We start from the raw sequence: 26,997 nt of genomic DNA on the forward strand, positions 1-26,997 counted from the left end.
GGTCGAATAATTTCTGCAGATTTTGGATCTTCCGCGATCAACTCATCTTTTTTCTTTCCGTCAATGATGAACGCTTCATTGTAGCCGGTTAAGATGCCACGGTAGATATTTATATCCCAATCTTTCAGCGGTACGCCCACCGCCTCAATTTTACGCTTTATACTTTGTTCAATTGAATTTAAGATAACCCAGCTTTCGCTGTTAGTAAAACTACAAGTTTCGGAATGCTGTCTAACAAAAACGCTCAAATTATTTAACAGCTTTTCTTTGATGACACATGCTTCCGTTTTACCGCCATTTTCTTGTTTTGCAAACAGCAAAATGTTGGTGTCCACGGTGGCGGTATCAAAGATCTGATTTCCGGCAAAATCAATGAGCCGGAGTGGGTTGGTTTGCTCTGCAAAATATTTTCGCAGACTTTCACCATACGCCGCGCGCATCCATTTGTTGGAAGTGATATACATCAGCAAACCATCTTCTTTTAAAATCTGGTTTCCTCTTTCATAAAACAAGCTATAGATATCCCCTGTTTTCGCGAACGTTTCATAATTCATTTTCTGCAAATCCACCGCGTCGGAACCGAGCTTTTGCAGCTGGATATAGGGAGGATTGCCGATGATGACGTCGAAACCCAAAAACACCCCTTCATCATCCAGCACTTCCGGAAATTCAAAACGCCATTCAAAGGCATTGCGGTACATCAGATTATTGAGACGCTCATCTTTTTCCTTAATGACCTTTTCCGCTTTTTGCCGCAGTTTCTTTAACTGGTCCTTTTCAGATTTCTTGATCCTCTGACCAAACGCGGCTAAGTTCTGCTGACGCTGCTCCTCGTTCTGCACCAACCCCAGCGCCCTGGAAACCTTGTCTTTAAGATTATTATCATAGCTGCTTTTAAAGTTGTTCTTGATCGTATGAATAATACCCTCTACTTCCCTTTTCTTAGTTTTTGAATTGGTTTTCTTGTAGTCTTTTACCGCTTGTTTATAGTCTTCAATCGTATAATTAACCTCTTTATTTTTAAATGCGTCGATTAAACTGTCGGATAAGTCGTACCGGCTGATCAGTGAATTGCCGCATTTTATATTGATGTCAATATTGGGCAGGGTCTGCAGTTCACCGTCTGCCGTATAATATGCGTTTTTAAGCAATTCGATCCATAAACGAAGACGACAGATATTTACCGAATTAGCGTTAAGGTCTACACCGAAAAGACAATTTTCTATCAGGTTCTCTTTTGCGTGAAAAATGGAACGCTGTATCCTTAAACTTTGCGGACTTTTCCGGTTGTATGTAAAAAGTTCACCTTCTGTATCGGAAATAAAAAGTTCGTCATTTTCAATCTGTATCTCACACGGTAGCTTGGCGTACTCTGCATCGGCGAGAATATCGAGATCACTTTTGATGGCGATCATCTCATTGAGCGCGCTCACCAGAAAATGTCCTGAACCAACTGCTGGATCACAAATGCGGATTGTATCTACCAACTCGTTCAGTCGCTGCATGTCTGCTTTTTTAAAATGCCCCCGACAATAATCACGTACGTCCTCATAGCTATCAATTCCCGGTACCTGCGCGCGAAATTTATCCGTAACAGCCCGGCGGAGGACCTCCCGGGACATGAACATGGTGATTGCCCCAGGCGTATAGAATGAGCCATCTTTGTACCCATTTATCTTTTCAAAAATGAGCCCAAGTACTGAGGCATTGATTAAAGATCTATGTTCATGCTTTCCTTCAGTATCAATGCCTGATTCGGTGGAAAAGTCATAGGCGTCCAGAAATCTGAATAAGTAATCGAGCGTATTTAGTTTCCCGCTGCGCTTCCTGCCGTTAGAATCTCGAAGCACAGTCCCGCTGAAGATGTGCATTTCTTCATCCATTAACGCAGTAATCCCAAAGGTAATATCTTCGAGTTCATTTCTTTCGAACAAGCTGCTGTTGAGATAAGGAATATGACGAAATTTTTCCGCATACCGTGGGTGCCTGTCCTCTCTGGCTTTCGCTAATGCGGAAAAGAATAATTCATTGAGTGCATCAAAACCGCCAAGGAAATCAAAATTCAAAAATTTATATTCGGGCGCACGCTCGTTATAGGTCAGCAATTGTGATTCTAAAAGCTTAAGAAACAGGATCCGGTTTACCCAAGTAAGGCAAAGTTCAAGACCAACTGTAAAGGCTTTTTTCTCATCATGAGGCACATTTTTGACTTTAGCAAGAAAATCTTTGTCTTCCAACGTGAAAATGGTATTCTCCAGCAACGAACCGTAATCGCGTGAACCCTCTTTTTTACGCTGAATAATCTTTTTACCGGCTTCTTTAGCTTCTTCCAGCCCTATAATATGCAGCAACTCGTTGTAGAACGCTTTGTTAAGTTGATTGCTGTCATTGCCGAAACTTTTGCCGAGTAAATGTACGTCAGAAAACAGCTTATAAATATTTGCAGATTGTTTGTGGCCCAGTGTGGTTAAATCTACTGCGCGGAAATTCAGGTGTACAAACGGGAGTATGTCTTCTACTTCCTTAATATATTTAGATGCAATTTCTTTATAAAATAATTCGTTAAGCGCGCTATCCTTCAGTCCATCTCTGAACTGGCCGTACTCCTGAACAAGCTTGCGATTTTTATAAAATAAGTTATAGAAATCCTCTGCTTTGAAAAAGAACCATTCGTACCCGTTGGTAACGATCAGATGTTTAATGTTATTATTCTTGTGGTCAATCCTTTCGCGAAGATAATACAGCAGTACTTCCTGCAGTGCCTTGCAGTTCAATCTATCAATAGCAGGAAATTCAGCTTTATTGCTTGGCTTTTTCGCTTCTATCAGAATTCCTATATCGGAAGATGCATCTTTTCCCAGATACACGGCTAAATCAATTCTTTCGCGCGTATTGATTTCGTTTTCACCATAGAAGGTGGAGGCCAGTAAGCTCCTAATCGGTGATTTTAAATGTTCTTCACTTTCATTCTTTGCATCGATCAATTTAATTGTCGCAATACATTCCTGCAACTTAGCAATGAAGTGGCTAACATCAGTGGCAGCAGGTTCAAATTTGCGATAAGCGGGGTTTAATGCTTTTTGAGGAAGGAGTTGATTTTTTTTCATTACAGAACATTAGATGTAAGGGGGCCTTAATTTAAACAAAATAACCGTGCGGACATATAAAAAATGAATAGTTCCGAACGGAATAGAAAATGACACCTACCGGGCCTGCTTTTTTTATAAACAACCTCTTCACAACGGATTGGTCTAAGTAATTAATTCTTTTGACTAAATCATATTCATATTAAACTGTGACGTCTATGGTTAAACTGAATTGATTAGTAGATTTACGATCCTCCTTTAATTTTGATTTGTGAAGAACAATTCATCCAATAATATTAAACTCAGCTACCTGTTCCGCGACGCCGGAAATTATAAAACGTTTGGTTTTGTTGTTTTAAGCAATTCCGGCGGTAAAAGTCCGGAGGAGATTGATGGCGACCTGCGCCGATGTCTGATTGACGGTGCGTATTTTTATCCGGAACAGGTGCAGCTGCCGGTTTTGGATTGCAGCGATGCAGGGATGTGGCACGAGTATGAAAAAGTGGAAATGACGGATGAGGAGGTGACCGGTGGGCGGACGGTTGAGGAAGTGATTGGGTTGCTGGCTGGTGAGCAGGTTTTTACCTGAGGAAGACACTGCGCGTCAGGGTCAAATCTCGGCGTGCAGTAGTCCGCTGAAGGTGGAACATGTATTTACTATTAGTTCAACACTGCAGAGAGGATGGGATTCGAACCCCGATAGAAGCGGCCTTGCCCGGCAGCCTGATTAATGCTCTCACACTGCGATTTCAGACAGCCGTTCTTTTTTAGGTTGTACGCTCCTGAGCAGGTCAATGAATTTCTTCGAGTGCCGCTACATGCGTGCAAGCGGATTAATTGCTTCCATAACAGCTTTTCTATATATTTACTTATTCGGCAAACCGTTTTAAACAAATGTAACTATGAAAAATTCTTTGTTCGCTGCTATCTTCTGTATTTCATCTCTGGTGTTTGGCCAGTCTGGTTTTGATGAACTGAGTCGCGAAATTGAAACGATTAAAACTGAAATCAAGACACTGAAAGCGGAGATACAATCTGTACAGTCAGAAAACCATTACCTCAAGAACGTGCTACAGATCAACAAGCCCGTGCTGGAGGTGGAGGCCGACCATTCTGTTTACAGGATCACCCAAGTGGAGGGCAACAGAAAAGCACACACCGTTACGGTGCACCTGCTGGTGGAGACAGAAAATGAAAACAAAACTTCTTTTCTGCAAGACTTTTCAGCGGTTGATCCTCTGGGCAACGAATATAAAATGGACTACCTTGCCTCGTCGAATACGAATCCAAAACTTTCGCTGCACACTCCGATGGCCTGCGGGTTACTTTGAAGGATATTATCGACGAGCCGGGAATTCTGAAAATAGTCCGCTTTGGTTCCAGAAACGAACCTGAAAGAAACCGGATGAATTTTTCGAAGTCGAAGATGGAATTCAGGGACCTGGCCGTGAGGTGGGATTAGTGCTTTGGGATGCGGCAGCAGTCGTTATTTACGCAGGATAAAACTCTCAGACAAGCTGCTTTTCCTCTTCCTCAGGCGCATGACTGCTTTATGCAGCAGTGACCTGTTTATTGTGTTATGGGGAGCGATGTGGCGATGCAACAGCTTAAAGTGCCGCTGATTTTATGAATGTTTTTTTCCGGAAATTTGATTAAAAACAGGCAAAATTTCGCACTCCTCGATGGTCATCATTTGTAAGCGGTGCTTATTTAATCTTCATTGTAACCAAAAAGTAGTGCGGAATATTAAAATGTTTGCCGAGCTCTTCGGGCTTAATATCGGACTGCACAACTTCGCAATAAGAACCGGAGCCGTCTTTGTGCCTCGTCGGTGTGATGATAGCCAGTAAGGGTATTTCTTCCGCCATGGGAACCTCCATCGTTAATTTTGAACCGAAGAAATCTTTCAGCACATAATCGTCTTCTTTACTTTTACCGGACAATTTAAGATGCAGGGTTTTAATCGTAAAATTGTAAAACTTTGCATTTATTGTAAGCGTTCCGGCTTTTATCTGAGTGAAAAACTTAATGGAGAACGGTGAATATTTTATTTTCAGGAAATCTGCTTTGGATGTTTCACCCAGCAGGATTTTGTCTGTAAGCTTTCCATCCAGATACTCGGATACGTATATTTCCCAGTTTTTACCGGCTAAATCGGTGCTCTCTAAATTAAATTTTTCAACATAAATCTTCTGGAAGTCCATCAGTTCCTGTATTTCAGGATTGGAACTGCCAAAACTATTTGTGACTTTAACTGTTTGTGACCAGGCGACACCAGAGAGGAAAATAAAATAAAGTAAAATTGTGTTCTTCATAATGATTGATTACTTACCAAATATCCGCATTTATTCTCTGATAAAAACAAATTGTAACCGGCCCTGTGACAGCTCAAAAGTTTCTTTTTCAAGATTAAAAATTAAGGCGATGTCGTCCGGTTCAAACTTAAAAGCGTGCTTTCCAAAATACTGCAGAGGGATAGCAGTTTGGTCATTTGCCTGTAAATACAAAACATCATCTTTTTTTGTTATCAAAACTTTCATATGAATGTCGGAATTCGTATAATAACCCACGTATTTATCAAGCTCAGCAGATTTCAATTCAACAGGTTTATCAGCTACTAAAGGTTCATTATAAAGTATTTTACGGACCTGCTGTATGGGTATTTTAGTTGTTATAAGAGAATGATTTTGCAGAAAAATAATGACTATATCATTTGCAGGATGTTGTTCCAAAAAAGTTGTATAGCCACCCCAACTGCCAGAATGATTCATTACTTTTCCATACTTCTTACTGTCACTCAGGTACACCCCAAAACCATAGTTTGTAAACTGGTTATTATGGAGCCTGAAATTATCAGTAATGACATGGGTTTCTTCTTCAGTAAATAAGGTATGATCATGAAGAGCCTGCGCCCATTTTAGCAGATCCTGAGCGGTAGAATATATCCGGCCCTGCCCGTATGCTCCATCGAAATATCTGACGTAAGGCACATCGCTGGTAAAATCTTCGCCGACATCCGGCTCGATATATCCAATTGCTACGTCTGAAACAGTCATTTTATCTTTATATAAAAAGAAAACATCTGTACTGTGCATGTCGAGAGGCAGGAATATGTTTTGTTTCAGATAAGTGCGATAGGAAGTTTGTGAGATTTTTTCAATGATGCTGGCCAGCAACAGATAGCCTGTATTGCTGTATTCAAACCGATCATTAGGACTGAAGTGCAGTGCCGGCTTTTCTTTCGCAAGCACCTGAATAACATACTTGTTTGTCACCGCCTTTTTCCTGTCTGCTTTTTGCTGCATTAATTCCATATAGTCAGGCAAACCGGATGTGTGATGAATAAGATGATCTATTGTGATCCCTTTGTAAAAAAACAATTCAGGAAAGTATCTGGTAATGTCATCAGCTAAGGACAACTTATTTTCTCCCTGCAGTAACAAAATTGCGGCGGCTGTGAATTGTTTGGTTATTGAGGCAAGATTAAAAATTGATTTATCGGTTAATTTTATATTTTTCCTGTTGTCAGCCAGGCCGTAGCTTTTTTCAAAAATGACTTTACCGTCTGCTGCAATTAAAACATTACCATTGAAGGCTTTTTTGTTGTTCATTTCTGTAAACAGACTGTCTAATCTTTGCTGCTGGTTTTGAGCAACTGCTACATTGCTGAAAAACATTGCCAGCCATATTAATTTGAATATTTTTTTCATTGATTGTTACTATGTAAGTGGGTATTGTGCTAGAACTCCGGTGGGTGCAATCCGGGCTCTATCGCGGGCTGCAATCTCTTTGCTAATCTCCTCAATACTGGGACAGATAATACCGATCACGCGGTCTTTTTAGGGTTTCAGGTAGATGCCATGGGCATCCTCAGCAATACTTCCTCTTTTACCAAGCGGGAAAGCACCTGACGGCTATTATAAGGCGAACCGTATTTACAAAATAATCTGCGAAAAACAATGAGCGCCGTGATGATTTTAAAACCTTCGTTTCTATTTGACTCTTAGCGTTTTTCACGTAATTTCTTAAGCAAGTTTGTCACAAATTTAGTAAATATTTGTGACAGAATCATCTATATACCCCCGATGCCACACAATTGCATCACATGGTCACTCTAAGCAACGGATATGGACTAAAGTATATACCTTTGTATTACAATGCAGCTTTTGAGTCGAAACTAAAAATTGCACGATCCTGAAAGGAGAAAAGCAGGCAATCGCAATCGCGGTAATATTACAATTCCCAGCTTATTACGAACCGCATAATCAAATGTGACATTCAAGCTACAAGTTACACCGCAAGACAAAGGCGCGGCTGTATTTTTCACCGCAGAAAGAACTGAACATTCAACAATGGGCCTGGCATCAGCCAATGCCGGTCACTTCTCCTCCCACTGTAATTCTTTTTTCCTTTTTCTGATAAAATCGGTCGGGCGTATTCCGTTGATCTCCTGAAACAGGTCGGAAAAATTCTGGCGGGAGCTTATTCCGCATTCATCTGCCAGCCCCTGTACCTTGAGGAGGAGATATTTTGGATCATCGTACATTAACTGTGTGATGTAATTGATGCGGAGCGCAGAGAGGTACCTGCTGAAGTTCACCCCATGTGTATCATTAATATACTGCGAGAGGTAGGACTTATTGGTCCCTAACGCAGCGGCCAACTGCTCAACGGTCAGCCCCTTCTGTATAAAGGTTTTGTTATCCTCAAAAGCTTTCATTTTAGCGTGCAAGTCAGAAAAAACATCTTTGCTAATGAGGGATTTCTCTGATAAGGATATGGTTTCATGCGGAAGCGGCTGCTCCTTTTTCTTCTGGTGCAGCAGTTTCTTCTCCAGCTCAATATATTTTCGCCGCGTTTGTTTTTCATCACGGTAATAGCGCCAGGCCCAATAAAACAGTACGCCGGTAAGGCCGGTAAGTAACAAGATCAACCCTACACTCCACTGCCCTCTTTTTTCCAGTTTTCTTTTTGCCTCCTGAAGAATGCGGTTGTCATATTCTCTGTGTATTCTGGAAGACAGGTATGGGAAATCTTTCTTCAGAATGCTGTCTACTTTCAGCAGGCTGTTTGTGTAGGCCAGTTCCTCCTGGTGTCTATTATTATTACGGGCGTTTGAAATAAGCAGTTCGTAATTCTCCTGTAATTCGGGAAATATGAATTGTTCTTTCCGGAACAGTGCGTCCACCTGCCCGAACTGCGTGATAGCTGCCTCTGTTTCACCGAGGCTTAAAAGACTTTTTCCGATATAGAATTCAGAAACTGCCGTCCAATACACATCCATGTTTTGGTTCAGCACCGGCAAGGCTTTGCTGAAGCTTTGCTGCGCTGCTTTATAATTTTTATGGTGGTAATCGGAAATCCCTTTTGACTTAAGAAAGTAAGCCTGTTCCAACGGGAAGTCGGCCGATCTGGCGGTAAAGGTGAGTCCAATCTCAGTCAGTGAATCTGCTGCTTGGTACTTATCATCCCTCTGGTAACATACGATTGCCTGGTGCATGCTGTTCAGATAGCCTTTGGAATTGTTAAAAATCTGATTAGGGTGATTTTTTTCCTTTATTTTAGATTCGAAATAGGCCATACACTCGTCGAAATGCTCTAAAGCTTCCTCATAATATCCCAGATAGCTTTTGACGAGCCCCATCTGATATTGTATCTTAAACTTCAGGTAACTGTCACTTCCTTTTTTTGAGTACTCGTATGCATTCAAATATTCAGTCAGTGCTTTGGGATAACTTTTAAAATAAAAATAATACAAACTGCCTTTGAGCAAAAAGGTGGTTGAAATTAAACTGTTATCCCCGGTTTCTTTTGCGGCAATAACAGCGCTGTCTGCATATTGTATTTTCGCTGATGCATCCGGTGAAAAAAAAGTAGCATCCCTGTAGCCCTGCACAAGCTGTGCTTTGTTCTTTTCGCGCTTTGCCTTTTGGATATAAAAGCGAATATGACGCAGCGCATTGATATCATTCTCTTTCAGATTCTCGTATTTAGTTCGCAGTTGATCATAATCTTCCTGTCCGTTCAGTTTTCCGAAAGAGAAAAAGAATGAAATCAGCAGCAGGCATAAAATGATTTTCCTGAGGTGCATTTAGCGGGATGTCTTGTAAAGCTTCAAAAGTAACGAAAAGCATTTAAACGGACCGATCATTTAAAAATTTCGTCAGAAATTGCACTCATCGCTATGCGCGTAGCAATCAACGCTTTACCCGTCCTAATTGAGAAATAAGGACGTCACAATTCGACAATTGACTAATTGCGACCACCTAATTTTGGCTGAATACTGCTTTACAAATATATTTGACTCAAGAATTCTATGAAAAAATCTCCCGGCGCCGGGATAAACTTCAAAACAAAATATTATGAAAAAGTTTATCTCATGGGATGGCTTATGCTTGCATAAAAAAACAATTTTAGTTTTAGCTTTATCAAAAATGATTTGAGACCTAAAAAAGGCTATGACTTCAACTGCCATACAAACTTGTGAGACAAACAGATCGATATTTATGAGTTGGAAAGTTCCAAATAACTATGATGTTGATAATGAGACAGGGCTCACTATAATAATAGATGAAGGCTCAAAATTCAGAGTAACAAAATTAATCACTTTATGAAAAAATCTATCACAGTCTGTGCAATTGCAGCATCAGCGCTTATACCGGCACAAAATACACTCGAAAAACAGGCTAAAATTGAAGTTGGTTTTCAGGGAATTAATTTGGGGTATGACTTACCTGTAAGTAAAAATGTACTGCTGGCATTGCATGCAGGCATTAGTGGGGTCAACGATTTTAAAGACGGGACGATCGTGTATAAATTGGGAAGTTTTTCGGATGAAAAGAATTACACACCTTTTTTCGCAGTACAAGGCCGCTATTATGTGAGCAGAGAGCGGCGAGAAACGAGAAATCACAGCTTAAGAAATAATTCAGGAACTTTTGTAGGATGGCAGTCTAAAATAAATTTTAGCGGTAACAATGCCGATATCGGAAAGACCTGGATGAACGACATACATTTCGGCCAGCAATTACCTTTATTCAACCAGTTTATTTTCAGATATCACATAGGGGCTGGATATGGAACTGATCTGGATTACAAGTCAGATTCATTATATCCAGCCGTTGCTGCTACTGTGGGATATTATTTCTAAAAGATGAGGTTTTACTTATCTTCCGCTAAAGACCGGATCTAAGCTATTATGATCTTGCAGAATATGACCATTTACTGTTTTAATATATGATAATGAAAAAAGTTAATATATTTTTGTTCGCGCTGCTTTGTTGTTTTACCTATGCTCAGCATTACAAGGTGATTTACAGTCTGTCTTGGAAACCTTCACTTCAAAATGACACAATTTTGACAGGTTTAACGGCTCTAATAATTAATGGCAAAAAATCATATTTTGCGGACTATAGCAAGTTCAAAGCAGATTCTCTAAAATCCAAAATAGTTTCCGATTTCTTTTCGGGTAATCAGCAAGGAAACTTAAGATTTCCATCGCCAAAAGCAGACGCTCGATTTAAAAAGGTGATTATTAAGGATATCGCCAATGATATAACAATACAGGAAGAAAAGTTTTATATAACCACATTCCATGTAATTTCCGAGTGTAAACTAAAGTGGAAGCTGGAAAAAGGAGAGGAAACAATATTTGGCTACAAGACAAAAAAAGCAGTTGCCAAACTCGGAGGCAGAAAATGGACTGTTTGGTACACCACCGAAATTCCGATCAATGATGGTCCTTACAAGCTATATGGATTACCCGGTTTAATTTTAAAGGCAACTGATGAGAAGGGAGATTATACTTTTGAAGTTGCGGGAATAACAAATGAAACGAACGATTTAGAGTACAGAAGCTTCAGCCTGCCCGCTCCGGTCGTACTAAATGATAAAAAATGGGATAAGTTTTACAAGAACTATAAACAGCAACCTTCAATCGTTTTAGAGAATCTCAATACCGAAAGTACTACTTACGTGATTGACGGGAAGGATATTGATCAACACACTAAATCGGATTATGACAGAAAAGAAAAAACCTACCTGTACGAGAATAATAATGAAATCGAACTATTTAATTCGTGCAATAAATAACGCATATTATCGCGGCATTTAATATATTTACTTATTCGATACCCCCATTTTAAATAAGTTAATTATGAAAAACTCTCTACTCGTTGCCCTTTTCTGCATTTCATCTTCCGTGTTTGGCCAGTCTGGTTTTGATGAACTGAGTCGCGAAATTGAAACGATCAACACCGAACTTAAGTCGCTGAAAACGGAGCTACAGTCTGTTCAGTCGGAGAACATCTACTTAAAGAACGTGCTGCAGATCAACAAGCCTGTGCTGGAGGCAGAGGCCGACCATTCTGTTTACAGGATCACCCAAGTAAAAGGCAACAGGAAGGCACTGACAATTACGGTGCACCTGCTGGTGGAGACAAAAAACGAAAACAAAACTTCTTTTTTGCAGGGCTTTTCAGCGGTTGATCTTTTGGGCAATGAATATAAAATTGACCAACTGGCGTCATCGAATACGAATCCAAAACTTTCGCTGCACACTCCGATGGTGGTGCGGGTGACTTTTAAGGATATTATCGACACGCCCGGAATTATGAAAATTGTCCGCTTTGGTTCCAGAAACGAACCTGAAAGAAGACCTACTGACTTTTCAAAGTCGAAGCTGGAATTTAGGGACCTGGCTGTGAAGTGGGATTGAACGGGGTTATGGCAGCCGATAGCGATTTAGACGAAAACTTTTTAAAACTCCTTGTTTATTTTCGGCGACATGCTTAATTTCTACATCTTTCGTCTGGGGAAAAATTTCACTTCAAAACAACTCAGCTTGGCTGACGGGCGATTGCCGAAAATTATAAAACATTCGGCTTTGTCATCCTGAAAAATCCCGGCGGTAAAAGTCCGCAGGAGATTGATGCAGACCTGCGGCGAATCCTGATTGATGGAACGTATTTTTATTCGGAACAAGTGCAGCTGCCGGGTTTGGGTGGCGGCGAGGAAGGGATGTAACATGAAAATGTGGAAGATGGTGATGAATACGGGCTCAAAGTGAGGACACTTTGCGCAGCTGGCGCTTGCGTCACTTCGAGTGCGCGACGTCAGGAGCGTGTATCGAGAAGTGATTGCAGAAGGTATCTGCGCTGTAGGCGTTCTCGATACATTTTCCCTTCGCCTTGCTGCGGAAAAACACTCGGACTGACGGTGCGAGATGCAGAGCGCGGCTCCCGATACATTTTTCCTCCGCTTTGCTGCGGAAAAACACTCGAACTGACAGATGCCTTTTTTTGCAGAATGGGGCGAGCGTCACTTCGAGTGCGCGACGTCAGGAGCGTGTATCGAGAAGTGCTTGTAAACGGTATCTGCACTTTAGGCGTTCTCGATACATTTTCCCTTCGCTTTGCTACGGAAAAACACTCGAACTGACGAATGCGTTTTTTGCAGAATTGGCGCTAGCGTCACTTCGAGTGCACGACGTCAGGAGCGCGTATCGAGAAGTGATTGCAGAAGGTGCCTGCACTGTAGGCGTTCTCGATACATTTTTCCTTCGCGTTGCTGCGGAAAAACACTAGAACTGACGATTTCCACATTCGCAATATGCAGTTAATCACCAAAGTTTTTCTTGGCAAGATTGGGCAGGTCTTCAAATCTGCCATCGATGAGGGATTGCTTTTTAGCCCGTGACCATTTTTTAATCTTTTTTTCAAAAGTAATGGCTTGTTCGATATCCATAAAGTGGGCGTAATACACTAATGATACCGGACGACGGGAGAAAGTATAGGAGCCGAAATGTTTTCCTTCCTGATGCTCTTCGAGTCTTTTATAGAGATCTGCAGTAACGCCAGTATAAAAGGATCTGTCTGCACACTCTAAAATATAAACAAAAGATGACTGCATGGCGCTTTTTTTCAGTAAGATAAATATAGCAAGATTTAACGAGCAGTTTGTTTTTGAACTATATCTGTTCCCGATACATCTGCCTATGGCGAACACCCAAACTGAGGGGTATGAGATGTAGAAGCGCGGTTCTCGATACATTTTTCCTTCGCGTTGCTGCGGAAAAACACTCGAACTGACGGCGGTTACCATCATATCCGTCTGAGGCGGACAGTCGGACTGATGGGTATCAGATAGGTAAACGCTGTTAGCGGTCCTGTCGCTAACATTCCGCGCGCAATCCGGATTTGGAGATATAATGCGGAACACGCGCTGGGTTTGCTGCTGCATCTAAGACCAGCAGATTGTGTGTTTAAATATGGAAAAATTAACCATTACTTTTTCCAATGAGATTTCACAACACCGGTCACAGCGCTTTCAGAAAAAATCGCTGCTTTGCATGTTAATTATTGCGTGGTAGACTGCAAGCGGTTTGTATGTTAGCTATGGCAGCCATGAGAAGCGCGTAAACCAAAACCAGCAACCGTCGGAAGCAGCTATAGTCTAATGTTCACTCTCGAAAAAACATCCTCTATTCTTTTAATCATACCCATTCCCAAACTTCCCCTTCAGCTCTTCCACCGTGCCCAGCACTTTCGCTTTCAGCGATTCCTGATACGCTTCGAGGCGCGCGCTCAGGTCTTCGTCGCCAGTGGCTACGATGCGCGCTGCTAAAATTCCGGCGTTGGCGGCACCGTTCAAAGCGACGGTCGCGACCGGAATACCCGAAGGCATCTGCAAAATAGACAGGACCGAGTCCCAGCCGTCAATGGAGTTAGAGGATAAGATGGGTACGCCAATCACCGGCAGCGGCGTACAGCTGGCCACCATGCCCGGCAAATGCGCTGCGCCGCCGGCACCCGCGATGATGACTTTCAGGCCGCGCTCTCTGGCGGTCCTGGCATAATCAAACATCCGTTCCGGCGTACGGTGCGCAGAGACTACGGTGAGCTCATACGGAATACTGAAGTTTTTAAGCATCTCTGCTGCCTGTTCCATTACCGGCAAGTCGCTCTGGCTGCCCATGATGATTCCGACCATTTTTTATCTTTTTTTAATTGATATAATGCTGTTGTTCAACTGTAATTATTTGCCGGCCGTGACGGTGACCAGTGACTTTATTTCCGTTAGCCGGGCAATCAGGTCCTCGCGGTTGGTGCCCAGCACATTGATGTGCCCCATTTTGCGGCCGGGTTTGGTTTCTGCCTTGCCATATAAATGAATATAAGCATCCGGCATTTTCAAGACTTTTTCCAACCCTTTATAAACTACCGGTCCCTGCGCGCCGGGTTCGCCAATCAGGTTCAGCATACCGGAATAACCGGTCCCTTCCACATTTGCCAGCGGGAAGTTTTTCAGGATGCGGTAGAACTGCTCAAACTGGGAATTGTGGTTGCCTTCCTGGGTCTGGTGTCCGGAGTTGTGCGGGCGCGGCGCAGTTTCATTGACCCAGACTTTTCCGGCGGTATCCAAAAAGAGTTCAATGGCAAACAAGCCCGGCGAATCCACGGCTTTAATGAAGGTTTGTACTATTTTTTCGATCTGTGCGGCAACGTCGCTGCTGATGCCGGCCGGGCAAATATTAAAATCCAGCAGATTCAGTTTTGGATCGGCCACCATTTCGGTGACGGGAAAAGTACAAACTTCACCGGAACGGTTCCGCGCAACGATGACGGAGAGTTCTTTATCAATATCGACCAGCGCTTCCAGCACGGACGGTTCGTCCCACAGCTGCGCCAGGTTCTTTTCGGTGCGGATCACCTGCACCCCTTTGCCGTCGTAGCCACCGGTATTGAGTTTCTGCACAAAAGGCAGAGGTAGCGTGATCTCATCGGCTAAGGATGAAATTACCTGAAAGTCCGGGCTCGGCAGCCGGTGTTTCTTATAAAACTCTTTCTGCAGGATTTTCTGCTGAATCATCCTGACCACGGCGGCAGAGGGAATCACCTCCACACCGGCTTCTTCCAGTGCGGCGAGCCCATCGGCGTTGACATGTTCAATTTCAATGGAGACAACGTCCAGCTTTTCGCCGAAATCAAAAACATCTTCCCTGCGGTTGAAATTGCCTTGGGTGAAATGAGCAATGTGCGCACAGGAACAATGGGGATATGGATCCAGCACAAAAAAGTCATCATCATATTTCAGCGCTTCCTGAATCAGCATGCGCCCGAGCTGGCCGCCACCGAGAATTCCGATTTTCATAGTTATAGTTTGGTAAATTTGAGGTATCCGATTTTAGTGACATTCTGCACGGGTTCGTCGTCTGTCCGGGTCAGTTTCAGGCTGTATTGCTCTTTCATATCTGCCGGCAGCAGATCTTCCACTTTATAAATGTCATCGATGTCCACGCCGTACTTATCATCCACATGGCTTGTGGCACCGGGAAAACCCATGGTTTTATAAAATTCTGTCTGTTTGACCCGTTTGATAACGTTGGCCATGGTGGTATCCACTAACAACAGCTGCTCATGAAATTCCTGAAAGACGCCCGGCGTGTACCCACCGAGATTGATAAAAAATAATTGCTGTTCGGCCACCGCGTCGGTTTTTTCCACGACTTCAACGGTATAGCCGTCGGCAAACTGTACTTCCTGATAGCCGTCGAGGTGCATCTCGCCTTTGGCTTCCGGCCAGAAATGTTCCAGTGCCGGAACCAGGTCCCGAACCGTGGGGGCAATGCCGAAGAAGACATCATGTTGTTCCACATGCCGCCCCGGCGGCGTGGCCCCGATGATGGTATAAAACAGTTTTAATTTCATACCCTCAAAAATACATTTTTAAGATCAGATGCACAGGACGCGGCGGCGGCTTTTTCATTGATTCAGGCTAAAAAACCTTAGATTTGTGATATGTCAGAGATTTTAATTCTATTTTTCGGAGCGATTGCGGCGGGACTGGTGGGCTCACTCACCGGCCTGGGCGGCGGTATTATTATTATTCCATTGCTTACGCTGGGTTTTAGCGTACCGATGCATTACGCCATTGGCGCCTCGCTGATTTCAGTGATCGGAACCTCGTCGGGTGCTGCCGCGGCTTTTGTGAAAGAAGGCTTTACGAACGTGAGGATCGGGATGTTTCTGGAGATTGCGACCACGGCGGGTGCGATTGGCGGTGCGCTGATTTCCGGCCTGCTGGATGCAAATACCATCGGGATTATTTTTGCAGCCATTCTTATACTGACGGTGCTGCTGAACCTGCGGGACAAGCCGGACCACCAGGAGCCGCTGATTGCCGGCAGCCTGGAAGACAAACTTCAGCTGCACGGCACTTTCCCGGATAATGGCGTGATTAAAAAATACGCGGCCCGGAATACGGTTTCCGGTTTCCTGATGATGTCGGTGGCGGGTGTCATGAGCGGCCTGCTGGGCATTGGGTCCGGTGCGCTGAAAGTATTGGCAATGGACAATATGATGAAACTTCCTTTTAAGGTTTCCACGACGACGAGTAATTTTATGATCGGTGTAACGGCGGTGGCAAGTTCGCTGATTTATTTTCAGCGCGGCGAGATTATTCCGGTGATTGCGGCACCGGTGCTGGTGGGCGTGGTCGCCGGGAGTTATATCGGGTCCAAAACACTGATGGTGTCCAAAACCAAAAAACTGAAAATTATTTTTGCGGTCGTGGTATCGGTACTATCAGCGTATATGATGTATAACGGTATTTCGCAAAACTTCAGATAAATGAAAAAGCATTTTACAGATATTGATTTAAACCAGTCGGTGGGCAATCTGCTGCGCCTCGGCGTGATGGTTTCGGTGGTGATTTCCCTGCTGGGTTTTGCCAAACTGTTTTCGGAAGGGTTTGAAATGCCGAAAGACTACAGCCGCCTGGAAGTGCCGGACCATGAAATCTGGTCCACGTTTTTCAGCGCACTGATGAGACTGGAAGGGATTGCAATTATTCAGCTCGGCATTCTGATGCTGATTTTTACGCCGCTGCTGCGGATTATCTTCGCGATGGTGGGCTATTTCCGGGAGAAAGATTATACCTATGTGGTGATATCGCTGCTGGTGATTCTGATTATGGTGATCAGTTTCCTGATGGGGTATTCCCATTAAAGTTCATAAAATTCCAGCGGCAGGTCATCGGGATCCCGGCTAAAGAAAAACAGTTTGCCGGTGTATTCGTCTGTACGGAGTTCTTCACAAATCAAACCGTCCTGTAGCAGCCGGTCGCGTTTCAAAGCCACATCGTCCACGCCAAAAGCCAGGTGGCGCAGGCCGCAGCGTTCCGGCCGGGAAGCCCGTGGCGGTGTTTCGGGAAAGGAAAAAAGTTCTAAAATATAGTCGCCGTTCAGGCCGAGGTCCAGTTTCCAGGATTGCCGTTCCGCCCGGTAGGCTTCGCGCAGGATTTCAAACCCTAAAACTTCGGTATAAAATTGTTTAGAGACGGCATAATCTGAACAGATGACCGCAATGTGGTGCAGTTTCATTTTATTTAAAAACGATATTCTTTAATACAGCTTCGGCTTTCAGCTCGGTTTCGCGCCATTCTGCGGCGGGATTGCTGTCGGCCGTAATGCCACCGCCGGCATACATCAGTGCCGCATGGTCAAACAGGGCGGCACAACGCAGATTGACAAAACACTGAACTTCGTCTTCCGTTTCCACCCGGATATAGCCGCTGTACCATTTGCGGTCATGGGATTCAAAACTTTCGATCGCGCGCTGGCAAAAATCTTTCGGGATGCCGCAGACGGCCGGCGTCGGATGTAAACCCAAAATCACCTGATCCAACTGGCCGGGCTTGAGCGTGGCCTTAAAATCAGTGCGCAGATGTTTGATATTGCCGGAGATATGGTCAGTAGTTTCACCTTGCTGAACGTCGGGGTCGTACGGTTCCAGCACCGTTTTAATAAAATCCGCAACCGGCTGCTGTTCTTCAATTTCTTTTTTGGTCCAGGAATCAGCCAGCGGTAAAGTGGCAGCCAGCGCCATGGTAGAAAATTCACCGGTGGCTTTGGTGTATTTCCCGAGCACTTCCGAGAAAGCGCCGGTCCAGCATTCGCCCTGATGCTGAAAAATGTAAACGAAAGCATTGGGATAAGCAGCGCACATGTTCAGAAACGTTTCCGCCAGGTTTACTTCTTTCTCACCAAAGTCTGCCAGTTTGCGGCGGGAAATCACCAGCTTGGGCAGCTGGTGCTCTTTGATGAAGTTGATGACATGCTGAAGTTTTTCCTCGTACTCGGCCTGACTTTCCAGCCTGAGCACGGACGGCAGTTCATCCAATTTTTTGGCAGCTGACTCCGTTATTATCTCCGCTGCGGATACGGTTTGCAAACGCCCGGGAAACTGCAATTGCTCCCGCGAATTGAAGGAAATGAATTGAACGCCGGCGCCGGAAGTATCTCCATCAACGGTATAAAAAAGGCCGGAAAACGGAAAACGGAAATAAATCATAAAGCCTGCTTAGTCTGCTACCGCGGGATAATGTTGTTGGTCATGGTGGTGTGGTTGATCAGCGTTCCCTGCTCATCGCGGATTTCGATTTCGGAAACGTGCATGGTGTTTCCTTTGCGGATGAACCGCGCGATTCCGGTGACCATTCCGCTTTTTTTACTGCGCAGGTGATTGGAGTTAATATTGGTTCCCACCGGCGCAAATTTTTCGGTATCCACGTGCAGGACAGACAGACAGGAGCCGAGGGTTTCGGCCAGCACACAACTGGCACCGCCATGCAAAATTCCGTACGGCTGGTGCACTTTCGGCGCGACCGGCATGGTGGCAGTCAGGGTTTCCTCTCCTACTGCGGTAAACACGATATCCAGCGTGCGCGCCATGGTTTCGCCACCCCAGTTGTTGAGGGTATCGAGTATTTTATCTTTATCTTCTTTAATTAAAATCATTTTCAGAAACTAAAATTTATAATGAGAACGCTTAGTAGATTTTCGGGTTCCAGTTCTCCGGCACCTTGGGAGTAATCTTTTGATAATAGGCTTCGAGCTCGGCCATAATATCTTCATAGGACCTCGTTTCCAGTTCTTCCACCGAAATCTTTTTGCCCAGGTAAATCGTTTTCTTTTTGAAATCTCCGGCGGCCAGTACAATCGGAACTTTGGCCGCAAGCGCCATGTGATAGAAGCCTTTGCGCCACTTCGGCACCCAGCTCCGGGTTCCCTCGGGTGTGATCACGAGGCTGAAATCTTCTTTTTTAAACTGATCCACCACGAATTTCACCAGGTCATTCCGCTGGCTGCGGTCAATCCCGATGCCGCCTATCGCTTTCACGATTCCGCCGTACCAGGCTTTGGTATGCGCATCTTTAATGATGACTTTCAGCGGCTTATCCAGCGACCAGTATGCCAGGTTTCCGAGCAGGTATTCTTCATTGGCCGTGTGCGGTGCCACAACGAGAATGCAGCGATTCAGGTTATCAGCATCGCCTTCCAGGACCACTTTCCAGCCGATGATTTTCAGGATTAGTTTTGCCAGTAATTTCTTCATAGGTTGTCTTTAAAAAAAGATGCAGCCAGCATCCACAAAAAAAGTATAACCCCGGGTGCGGCTATACTTTGCAAAGATATTCAATTATCAGCCCAATTAAAAAAGGCGGCTGAAAAACTCAATAATCCACAGGGCGATTTCTAAAACAAATTGTACCATGGCTGTTGTTTTTATGTTGCTGTTTTTGAGGTATCGCAACGAATTGCACGAAATTACATATAAATTATCACATTAGAAAAAGAAGTTTTATAAAATATTTATAATTTATCGCTGCGGGGCCTTACTTCGTTTTAATAATGATTTCCTTTTTACCGTTGCGCACGGAGATATTGATGTCTTTAACGTTGTCTTTGGTCACGTCAATTTTCTTAATCATCAGATCTGCTTCGTCACGGCTTACTTTCTTCCCATTCACAATAATGGAATCGGTATCATCGGAAGAGATCACCACGGAGTTTGCGGCAGCAGCGGAATCTTCGTCATCATCATTATCGTGGCTATCGCTGTTTTCGGGATCATTCAGATACAGCCAGTTTTTATTCTCTGCCTGGATTACTTTCATGGTGCGCGGAATCACCAGTTCGTAGCTGACACGGTTGCTGCGCAGGCGGTCACTGTAGGGATAGGAAACGTAATTCGGCAGCCAGATTTTATTTCCCTTCATTTCCACGGGCACATTCATCCGCAGCGGAATATTGTATCCGTCGGCGCGGCGCTTGATCTGCAGATAGGGTTCGGCCACATCCTTGCGAACAATATCCACTTCGGGATAATCTTTTTTGAACACCGTTTTTCCGTCGGAATACACATGGTTCCAGTAGGCACGGAAGTTGGCCGGAATCTCAATCTTTTTCACCGCCAGCAAAACGGAATCTGAGGTGGTGGTGAGCGCCAGATCCTGGGTATCATCATTGCGTCCGCTGTATTCGGTGTTGTAGCGGATGGCCGTGAAGCCGGCTGTAACTGCCAGTCCGATCCAGACAAAAATCAGGGCGCCGATCACATAGCCAGTATTGCGCAGTTTTGTTTTTGGCGAGAACAGTTTCATGGCCAGATACAGGAAGAGCAAAGCCGGAATAAAGCTGGTGAGGAAACCCAGTAAAATAGCAGCCCAGCCCAGGGCAGGATTCTGGAGATAAAAATTGAGATTGGTGAAGAAGTTAAAATCACCGGCTCCCGAAAAACCCATCCCAATGATGGCAAAAGAACCAAGCAGGGCAGAGAGGCCCATCAGTGCCAGAATGGTGCCCAGCACATAGCGCACAATATTCCAGAGTGTGGTACTGGCGTTGCTGACATAGGGCTTGGATTCGTTATAAATCTCACCGAGTTTCTGGCCGCTTTCATTGGCAAACTGCACAATTTTGGTGGATTCCTGTCTCAGGTTACCGAAGTTCAGCGGCTTGCCTTTCATTTTAAGAAAGTCGGTCGCCGTGGTAGCCTGCGGCAGAACAATCCAGAGGATAATATAAATGATGCCGATCAGCGTGGACGAGATGGCAGCGGTGAAAACGCCGAGCACAAAAACAGCCAGCCAGATGGCGCGCATCAGCGTCATATCCAGGCCGGTATAATGCGCGAGCCCGGCACAAACGCCGGCAATCTTGGCACGTTCCGGATCACGGAAGAGCTGCCGCTGTCCGGTGAAGGCTTTCTTTTCCTGGGCGTTGGAATAGTAGGCTTCTTCCTGTTCTTCAATGGCTTCGGGGGTGCCGATCTGGGCAATTACTTTCTCCACATCGGTATCATTAATCACCTCGCGGCGCCCGAGCAGATCTTTAAAAATCTCCACCATGCGGATTTCGATATCCTGCATCACTTCATCGGCTTCGGCAGGATCCAGGGAAGCGCGCAAAGCTTTGAGGTAGTCACCCAGCTTGATGTAGGCATGTTCCTCGATCGTGAAGGAGAAACCGGCCAGTCCTATTGAAAGTGTCTTGTTCATGATGTTGTGGTGTTTGTGTCGCCGCCGGGGCGTGGGTTTTTGGTAATTCGGTTTACAGAGTCAGTCAGGTCGTTCCAGGTATTTTGCAGTTCGGCGAGGAAAAGTTTTCCCTTGTCGGTCATCTGGTAATATTTTCTGGGCGGGCCGCCGGTGGATTCTTCCCAGCGGTACGAAAGAAACTCACCATTTTTCAGTCGGGTCAGCAGGGGGTATAAAGTTCCCTCCACTACTTCCAGTTTTCCGTTCCGGAGTTCATCAATCAGGTCAGAAACATACATTTCCTTTTCATTAATGAGGCTCAGGATACAGAATTCCAGGATTCCTTTGCGCATTTGCGCTTTGGTATTTTCTGTATTCATAAGTGTTAGCGTTAAGATGAATGAGATGTGCGAAAGATCTTCTGCTCTTGTACATGACAAAGATATATTTATTTTTTAGTATTATGCAATACAAAGTAGTGTTTTTTTTAAATTTTTTTTGAGGGAACAAAAAAAGCCGCTCTTGTGAACGGCTTTGTATGATATGTATTAATTGTAATTACCAGTCAGCGCGCGAGCCCAAACGACGGTGCAGCCGTACATTATCCGACCGCAGCTCTTCCATTTTTTGCAGCAGATGCTGAATGACTTCCAGGCCTGGAAGATTTACCTCCAGGTCATAATGCCAGTTCGTGAACCGCTCAAACGCCTGCAGATCTTCATATAATAAATACTTCTGTTCATTTTCGGTAACGGGAGAAAGCAGGCCGGCTTCTTCCAGAGAATCGAAAAAAGTAATTTCCACATTATAGATACGAACCAGTTCTTCTCGTGATATTTTTTCGGTCATGATGCTGTGTTTTTAAGTTGACGGAATAATTCTCTCTGTTCTTCCGTAAGGTTTTTGGGAAGCTGTACCTGATAAGTCACCAGCAGATCGCCGTGCTGATCTTCCTTTTTATATACCGGAAAGCCTTTGCCCTTCAGTCTTACCGTGGTTCCGTTTTGTGTTTCCGGTTTCACTTTTAAATTAACGGCGCCGTTCAGCGTCTGAACGGTTACTTCGCCACCGAGCATGGCGGTATATAAATCAATCGGCATTTCCATGGTGAGGTTATCGCCGTTTCGGGTAAACTGCGCATCGGGCTCAATCATAAAAGTAATGTACAGATCGCCATTGGGTCCGCCATTGTGTCCCGGATTTCCGTGACCTTTCAGCCGGATTTTCTGTCCGTCGGCGATGCCGGCGGGAATGGTAATCCGTACTTTTTTACCATTAATAGTAAAGGTTTGCTTGTGCGTATGTGCTGCCTCACGCAACGGAATGTTCAGGGTAGCTTCGACATCCTGCCCTTTGAACTTGCCCGAAGCACTGCCGCGCGCGCCGCCAAAACCAGCACCGCCGCCACCGCCAAACATACTTTGGAAAAAATCCGAGAAATCTGCGCCTTCGCCAAAATCTGCGCCGGAAAAACCGCCGCCGAAGCCACCGCCCTGCTGGCTGTATTGCCGCTGCTGCTGCTGGGCGCGTTCATATTCCTCGCCGTGTTTCCAGTTTTCACCGTATTTGTCGTATTTCGCACGGTTCTCGGGATTGCTGAGCACCTCGTTGGCTTCATTTATTTCTTTGAATTTTCGCTCCGCTTCCTTATCGCCGGGATTTACGTCCGGGTGGTATTTCCGGGCGAGCTTGCGGTAGGCTTTTTTAATTTCGTCAGCTGTTGCCTGCTTGCCGACGCCAAGCGTTTTATAATAATCGATGTATGCCATGAGAAAAAAGAATGGTTCAGGAACAAATACGCGGCAAACTTCAGACCGAACATTTTATTTTAATTAAATTTAAAGCATGATGAATCTGCGAATTTGCGCAGTTGCATGCATAATCACCGGTGTGGTCGCCGAGGCACAAACACAGGATTCCGCTGCGGTCTCCTTCCGGCATTTGCAATGTGAACATGTGCCTTACTGATTTTATACTGACGGATGCGTCCGGCAATTCGTATCTAAACCTCCCCGATCCCGAACTGCTGAACAAAATCGAACTTTACAAAGAGCCGGAAGGGGCAGACTTCGGTGCTGAACCGGCGGTACCGCTTTGCTGAAAACAGCGGATGGCGATCAGACAAGAATTGACTTCGGTGGTGGCAGCTACGCGCATTATAAAGGGGTGGCAGTGCATTCAAAAAGCGTACGGCAGGCACCGGCTGCTTGTATCCAGCAGTTATGAAACCACCGGTTCCTTTCATCACCAATTATGACAAGCGTTTTGAGCAAAATCTGGCCGCCGCACGCACGTGAACTTTGATTACAGCAGCAGAAAGGCAGTGTCTCAATCGCGCATCGGATTTGAAGGCACTGTGGGCACAGGCCGCATCCGTAATTTTGATAAGGTCGCAGGTGATCCCGCAGCAGCGCAACCAGCTAGTGAATAAAGGGAAACGAGATGCTGCCACTGTTTTGTTTGTATGCCTACCTGGCCGGAAAGGTAATTTTCCTTACGTAACAGATTGTTTTTCGGTATTTCCATTTGTTCGCATTTTGTATTGTCTGGGTACGGTAAAGTTACCGGAAAGGAAGCAAACAATACAAAATACGCCACGGGTCTCATCACCCGTTTATTCGGCCAACAAGGGCTTTCGAAAAATTCGCAATAAAAAGTACGGTGGGTTGGATTATTGCGTATATTTGAGAGATGTGCAAAAGTTTCCGCTCCTCTCCAACTTTTGCACATCGAAGCGCGGATTACATCCGCAGCTGTGTCAAAGCGTTCGCTGTCGCAAAAACCTTCAACACATCTGCGGATTGGCAAAATTCCCTCCGGAAAGCAAGCTTTCAGAGGAAACTTCGCCAATCCGCGCTCCGTTATGTGAAATGCTTCACCAAAGTTGTGCATAAATGTAACATTTTAAACATTACAGTTGTCTTTACCATAAATTGAAAGAATGAAAAAAATTGTAATCTTGTTTTTATCAATAGTTCCACTATTAAGTTTTGGGCAAAAAATTATAACCGATGATGTTGATAATTTTTGGAATGCTTATGACAAAATTATTCTCGAAAAAGACTCTTTACAGCAATTAAACTTAATTAAAACATTATACATTGACAAAGGGACTGCTGGCTTGGACGGAATTATGAGAGCAAGACGGTATACAGCGGAAGAATATGTTTATGCAATAAATCATTATCCAAAATTTTGGAATTCCGTTAGAAATAACACGCTTAAGAATAAGCAGTTTTCTAAGGAAATAAATAATGGAATAAAAAAACTAAAGAAAATATATCCGGAGTTAAAACCAGTCAATATATATTTTGCAATAGGTATTTTGAGAACAGGAGGAACAACAATTGACGGTATGTTATTAATTGGAAGCGAGGTTGCTTTAACTGACAAATCAATAATTACCAGCGAATTTGAAAACCTTTATCCACATTTAAGAGCATATTTTGATACAAATCCTATTAATAGTGTTTCATTTTTAAATGTTCACGAATACATTCACACACAGCAAAAGGAAACTATTGGAAACACACTTTTATCGCAAACTATAATGGAAGGCGTTGCAGAGTTTTTAGCAGAAGTTGCTTTAGGACAAAAATCCCCAAATCCTCAAATAGAATTTGGATACAAAAATGAAGAAAGAATAAAGCAAGAATATGAAAAAGAAATGTTCTCACCCGATATTTACAATTGGATTATGAACAATCCTGACAATCAATTCGGGATGAGAGATTTAGGTTATTTCGTAGGTTATGCTATTTGCAAAAAGTATTACGAACAATCTTCGGATAAAAAACTCGCAGTTAAAGAAATGATAGAACTTGATTATAATAATGAAAAGGCATTAATCAGTTTTGTCGAAAAAACAGGTTATTTTGACAAGCCTCTTTCCATTTATAAATCCGAATATGAAAGCAAGAGACCAAAAGTCATAGAAATTCAACCAATTAAAAATAATAGCCAAAATGTAGATCCAAACATAAAAACAATTACTCTTACATTTTCAGAAGAGATGAATCCAAATTTCCGAAATTTTGAGTTAGGTCCTTTAGGAGAAAATAACTTATTAAGAATTGCAAAAATTATTGGTTTTTCAGAAGATAATAAATCTTTCACATTTGAAGCTAATCTTGAACCAGACAAACAATATCAAATTTTAATTAATTATGGATTTAGATCCAAAAATATGATTAACCTAATTCCATACTTAATTGATTTCAAAACTGCTAAATAAGCACTTCACATAATAACTAAGCTTTCGTTTTGTCTGAAAGACAAGAAATGAAAGCCTGTTGAACGGAACCTGCGGTGGCTTTTTCTCCCCAGTTGGTAATCTTATGGAGTTATCGTTTTTAGAATTTAGGATAATAGAGCAGTTTTTTAGAAGGGCTGCTTTTTTTGTGGCGTTTGGTAGCTTGTAAGAGGGGTTTTCTGCGCTTTTTCTTCGCTGCAGAATATAATTTCCCTTACCCACAAAGTTTATTTTGCAGACAAAGTTTGGGTGACGAAAAGAAAATCCTGTGGCGGACCACGCTGTCCAAAAAGGGCGATGGTGATTAAGTTTCCTTCCTTACAACACCGACATTTCCTGAGCAAAGTTTGAGGTAAAAAAACAGTTCTTTTCACTTCTAAACTTTCTTGTAAATCCTGGAGTTTTCCACGTTTCCAGCTGCTGCTCAGAATGCCGTAATGGCGGATCCTTACAAATCTTTTCGGTAAAATATGCATCGAAAACCTCCGGATAAACTCCCTGTTTGTAAGAGTCATTTCCTTTTTCTCTCCGTCTTTGCGATAATCTTTGTAACCAAAACGAACTTCATGATCCGTAACTTCTTTGATGCGGTGATTGCTGATGGCCACCTTGTGGGTATATCTTCCTAAATATTCAATGACCTGTTTGGGACCACCAAAAGGTCTTTTGGCATAAACGACCCAGTTTTTGGTAAAGAGTTGATCCATTAAATGCTGGTCTTTAATTCCGGAAGTTCTTAATGAAGCCACAAACTTTGCGCGGAAAACTTTGCTCAGCGCTTTTACACAGAAGAGATATTTATCGGTTCTTACTTTCTTTTTCCATTTTCCATTGTGATCAATTCCACCGCCCGGAACAATGCAATGTAAATGCGGATGAAGCGAGAGGTTCTGTCCCCAAGTGTGTAAAATCGCAATCATTCCGAGTTGCATCTCTTCTGTTTTACCGAACTGATTTAATGTTGCCCAAGCTGCTTCAAATAAGGTTTTGTACAACAATGCCGGTTGAGAGATCGCCAAACCATTGAGTTCTTCCGGCAAGGTGAAAACCACGTGGTAATAACTGCACGGCAATAATTCCTGCTCGCGTTTCTGGATCCATTCTTCCTTTTTATGACCTTGACATTGCGGACAATGCCGATTTCTACACGAGTTGTAACTGATGGAAATGTTTCCGCAACCATCGCACGCATCAATATGACCACCCAATGCAGAAGTTCTACAATACGATAAAGCGCGAAGCATTTTTTCCTGATGAACCGTAAAATTCTGAGCCGATAAATTGATTTTGCGAATGACTTCTGCTACACTTCCGCCATTACTTCGGGCCTGCATTCCTGCT

At 43.8% G+C, this 26,997-nt stretch carries 27 protein-coding genes; 8 read left to right on the forward strand and 19 right to left on the reverse strand.

All coding sequences use genetic code 11. The features are described 5' to 3' along the window. The coding region (locus MVI27_RS11275; RefSeq protein ID WP_246961898.1) for a type IIG restriction enzyme/methyltransferase at positions 1-3,107 on the reverse strand (3,107 nt) is incomplete at its 3' end. Between the two features lie 250 nt (positions 3,108-3,357). Between MVI27_RS11275 and MVI27_RS11280 the strand changes: the two genes are divergently transcribed. Together MVI27_RS11280 and MVI27_RS11285 are read left to right on the forward strand one after the other, a co-directional pair. Further along, positions 3,358-3,675 (forward strand): hypothetical protein, encoded by a 318-nt coding sequence (locus MVI27_RS11280; RefSeq protein ID WP_246961901.1) that lies wholly within the window; start codon positions 3,358-3,360, stop codon positions 3,673-3,675. 313 nt (positions 3,676-3,988) lie between these two features. Further along, positions 3,989-4,417 carry a transposase gene (locus MVI27_RS11285; protein ID WP_246961904.1) on the forward strand — a complete coding sequence of 143 codons (429 nt, stop codon included), beginning with the start codon at positions 3,989-3,991 and terminating at the stop codon, positions 4,415-4,417. Positions 4,418-4,792: 375 nt separating this feature from the next. Here the strand turns inward: MVI27_RS11285 and MVI27_RS11290 are convergent, their stop codons facing one another. The 4 genes from MVI27_RS11290 to MVI27_RS11300 form a co-directional block, all read right to left on the reverse strand. Further along, positions 4,793-5,401 carry a hypothetical protein gene (locus MVI27_RS11290; RefSeq protein ID WP_246961907.1) on the reverse strand — a complete coding sequence of 203 codons (609 nt, stop codon included), beginning with the start codon at positions 5,399-5,401 and terminating at the stop codon, positions 4,793-4,795. A gap of 30 nt (positions 5,402-5,431) precedes the next feature. Next, complete coding sequence (locus MVI27_RS11295) at positions 5,432-6,796, reverse strand: serine hydrolase domain-containing protein (protein WP_246961910.1); 1,365 nt, start codon at positions 6,794-6,796, stop codon at positions 5,432-5,434. Positions 6,797-6,805: 9 nt separating this feature from the next. After that, the gene (locus MVI27_RS11955; protein WP_416346221.1) at positions 6,806-6,916 is read right to left on the reverse strand and encodes a DUF6088 family protein; all 111 of its coding nucleotides are present in this window, start codon (positions 6,914-6,916) and stop codon (positions 6,806-6,808) included. Positions 6,917-7,464: 548 nt separating this feature from the next. Further along, complete coding sequence (locus MVI27_RS11300) at positions 7,465-9,177, reverse strand: helix-turn-helix domain-containing protein (protein ID WP_246961913.1); 1,713 nt, start codon at positions 9,175-9,177, stop codon at positions 7,465-7,467. 519 nt (positions 9,178-9,696) lie between these two features. Between MVI27_RS11300 and MVI27_RS11305 the strand changes: the two genes are divergently transcribed. The 3 genes from MVI27_RS11305 to MVI27_RS11315 all read left to right on the forward strand — a co-directional run bounded on the left by MVI27_RS11305 (position 9,697) and on the right by MVI27_RS11315 (position 11,802). After that, entirely contained in the window at positions 9,697-10,236 is a 540-nt protein-coding gene (locus tag MVI27_RS11305; RefSeq protein WP_246961915.1) for a hypothetical protein, read from the forward strand. A 92-nt stretch (positions 10,237-10,328) separates the two neighbouring features. Continuing rightward, positions 10,329-11,177, forward strand: a complete 849-nt coding sequence (locus MVI27_RS11310; RefSeq protein WP_246961918.1) for a GLPGLI family protein — start codon at positions 10,329-10,331, stop codon at positions 11,175-11,177. A 64-nt stretch (positions 11,178-11,241) separates the two neighbouring features. After that, positions 11,242-11,802 carry a transposase gene (locus MVI27_RS11315; protein ID WP_246961922.1) on the forward strand — a complete coding sequence of 187 codons (561 nt, stop codon included), beginning with the start codon at positions 11,242-11,244 and terminating at the stop codon, positions 11,800-11,802. Between the two features lie 899 nt (positions 11,803-12,701). Here MVI27_RS11315 and MVI27_RS11320 read toward each other — a convergent pair. From MVI27_RS11320 to MVI27_RS11335, 4 genes are all read right to left on the reverse strand, one after another. Next, a complete protein-coding gene (locus MVI27_RS11320; RefSeq protein ID WP_246961925.1) occupies positions 12,702-12,995 on the reverse strand; it encodes a GIY-YIG nuclease family protein in 294 nt (97 codons plus the stop codon). A gap of 579 nt (positions 12,996-13,574) precedes the next feature. After that, positions 13,575-14,075, reverse strand: coding sequence for a 5-(carboxyamino)imidazole ribonucleotide mutase (gene purE, locus MVI27_RS11325; RefSeq protein ID WP_246961928.1), 501 nt, complete (start codon positions 14,073-14,075; stop codon positions 13,575-13,577). Positions 14,076-14,120: 45 nt separating this feature from the next. Next, positions 14,121-15,236, reverse strand: coding sequence for a 5-(carboxyamino)imidazole ribonucleotide synthase (locus tag MVI27_RS11330; RefSeq protein ID WP_246961932.1), 1,116 nt, complete (start codon positions 15,234-15,236; stop codon positions 14,121-14,123). A gap of 2 nt (positions 15,237-15,238) precedes the next feature. Continuing rightward, positions 15,239-15,793, reverse strand: a complete 555-nt coding sequence (locus MVI27_RS11335) for a DUF1543 domain-containing protein (protein ID WP_246961935.1) — start codon at positions 15,791-15,793, stop codon at positions 15,239-15,241. A 90-nt stretch (positions 15,794-15,883) separates the two neighbouring features. Here MVI27_RS11335 and MVI27_RS11340 point away from each other — a divergent pair, with 90 nt between their 5' ends. Both MVI27_RS11340 and MVI27_RS11345 read left to right on the forward strand, forming a co-directional pair. Beyond that, entirely contained in the window at positions 15,884-16,714 is an 831-nt protein-coding gene (locus MVI27_RS11340) for a sulfite exporter TauE/SafE family protein (RefSeq protein WP_246961938.1), read from the forward strand. Beyond that, entirely contained in the window at positions 16,715-17,092 is a 378-nt protein-coding gene (locus MVI27_RS11345) for a DUF1634 domain-containing protein (protein ID WP_246961941.1), read from the forward strand. Here the strand turns inward: MVI27_RS11345 and gloA2 are convergent. From gloA2 to MVI27_RS11390, 9 genes are all read right to left on the reverse strand, one after another. Beyond that, positions 17,089-17,466, reverse strand: coding sequence for an SMU1112c/YaeR family gloxylase I-like metalloprotein (gloA2, locus tag MVI27_RS11350; RefSeq protein ID WP_246961944.1), 378 nt, complete (start codon positions 17,464-17,466; stop codon positions 17,089-17,091). The two genes, MVI27_RS11345 and gloA2, sit on opposite strands and share 4 nt — an antisense overlap. Position 17,467: 1 nt before the next feature. After that, complete coding sequence (locus tag MVI27_RS11355) at positions 17,468-18,436, reverse strand: chorismate-binding protein (protein WP_246961946.1); 969 nt, start codon at positions 18,434-18,436, stop codon at positions 17,468-17,470. Between the two features lie 17 nt (positions 18,437-18,453). Further along, complete coding sequence (locus MVI27_RS11360) at positions 18,454-18,882, reverse strand: PaaI family thioesterase (RefSeq protein ID WP_246961949.1); 429 nt, start codon at positions 18,880-18,882, stop codon at positions 18,454-18,456. Between the two features lie 31 nt (positions 18,883-18,913). After that, positions 18,914-19,480 carry a 1-acyl-sn-glycerol-3-phosphate acyltransferase gene (locus MVI27_RS11365; RefSeq protein ID WP_246961952.1) on the reverse strand — a complete coding sequence of 189 codons (567 nt, stop codon included), beginning with the start codon at positions 19,478-19,480 and terminating at the stop codon, positions 18,914-18,916. Positions 19,481-19,760: 280 nt separating this feature from the next. Then, entirely contained in the window at positions 19,761-21,425 is a 1,665-nt protein-coding gene (locus MVI27_RS11370) for a PspC domain-containing protein (RefSeq protein ID WP_246961954.1), read from the reverse strand. Continuing rightward, entirely contained in the window at positions 21,422-21,784 is a 363-nt protein-coding gene (locus tag MVI27_RS11375) for a PadR family transcriptional regulator (protein ID WP_246961957.1), read from the reverse strand. Before MVI27_RS11375 ends, MVI27_RS11370 begins: the two co-directional genes overlap by 4 nt. A 178-nt stretch (positions 21,785-21,962) precedes the next feature. Continuing rightward, positions 21,963-22,253, reverse strand: a complete 291-nt coding sequence (locus MVI27_RS11380; protein ID WP_246961960.1) for a chaperone modulator CbpM — start codon at positions 22,251-22,253, stop codon at positions 21,963-21,965. Next, positions 22,250-23,173, reverse strand: a complete 924-nt coding sequence (locus MVI27_RS11385; protein ID WP_246961963.1) for a DnaJ C-terminal domain-containing protein — start codon at positions 23,171-23,173, stop codon at positions 22,250-22,252. Before MVI27_RS11385 ends, MVI27_RS11380 begins: the two co-directional genes overlap by 4 nt. 559 nt (positions 23,174-23,732) lie before the next feature. After that, the gene (locus tag MVI27_RS11390; RefSeq protein ID WP_246961966.1) at positions 23,733-24,296 is read right to left on the reverse strand and encodes a hypothetical protein; all 564 of its coding nucleotides are present in this window, start codon (positions 24,294-24,296) and stop codon (positions 23,733-23,735) included. A gap of 49 nt (positions 24,297-24,345) precedes the next feature. Between MVI27_RS11390 and MVI27_RS11395 the strand changes: the two genes are divergently transcribed. Beyond that, positions 24,346-25,638 carry a gliding motility protein GldB-related protein gene (locus MVI27_RS11395; protein ID WP_246961969.1) on the forward strand — a complete coding sequence of 431 codons (1,293 nt, stop codon included), beginning with the start codon at positions 24,346-24,348 and terminating at the stop codon, positions 25,636-25,638. Between the two features lie 245 nt (positions 25,639-25,883). On the opposite strand, the gene MVI27_RS11400 is transcribed toward MVI27_RS11395, so the two are convergent. Beyond that, positions 25,884-26,990, reverse strand: coding sequence for an IS91 family transposase (locus MVI27_RS11400; RefSeq protein WP_246961972.1), 1,107 nt, complete (start codon positions 26,988-26,990; stop codon positions 25,884-25,886). Positions 26,991-26,997 lie beyond the last annotated feature (7 nt).

Source organism: Chryseobacterium salipaludis (assembly GCF_022968825.1).
GTDB classification, from domain to species: domain Bacteria; phylum Bacteroidota; class Bacteroidia; order Flavobacteriales; family Weeksellaceae; genus Kaistella; species Kaistella salipaludis.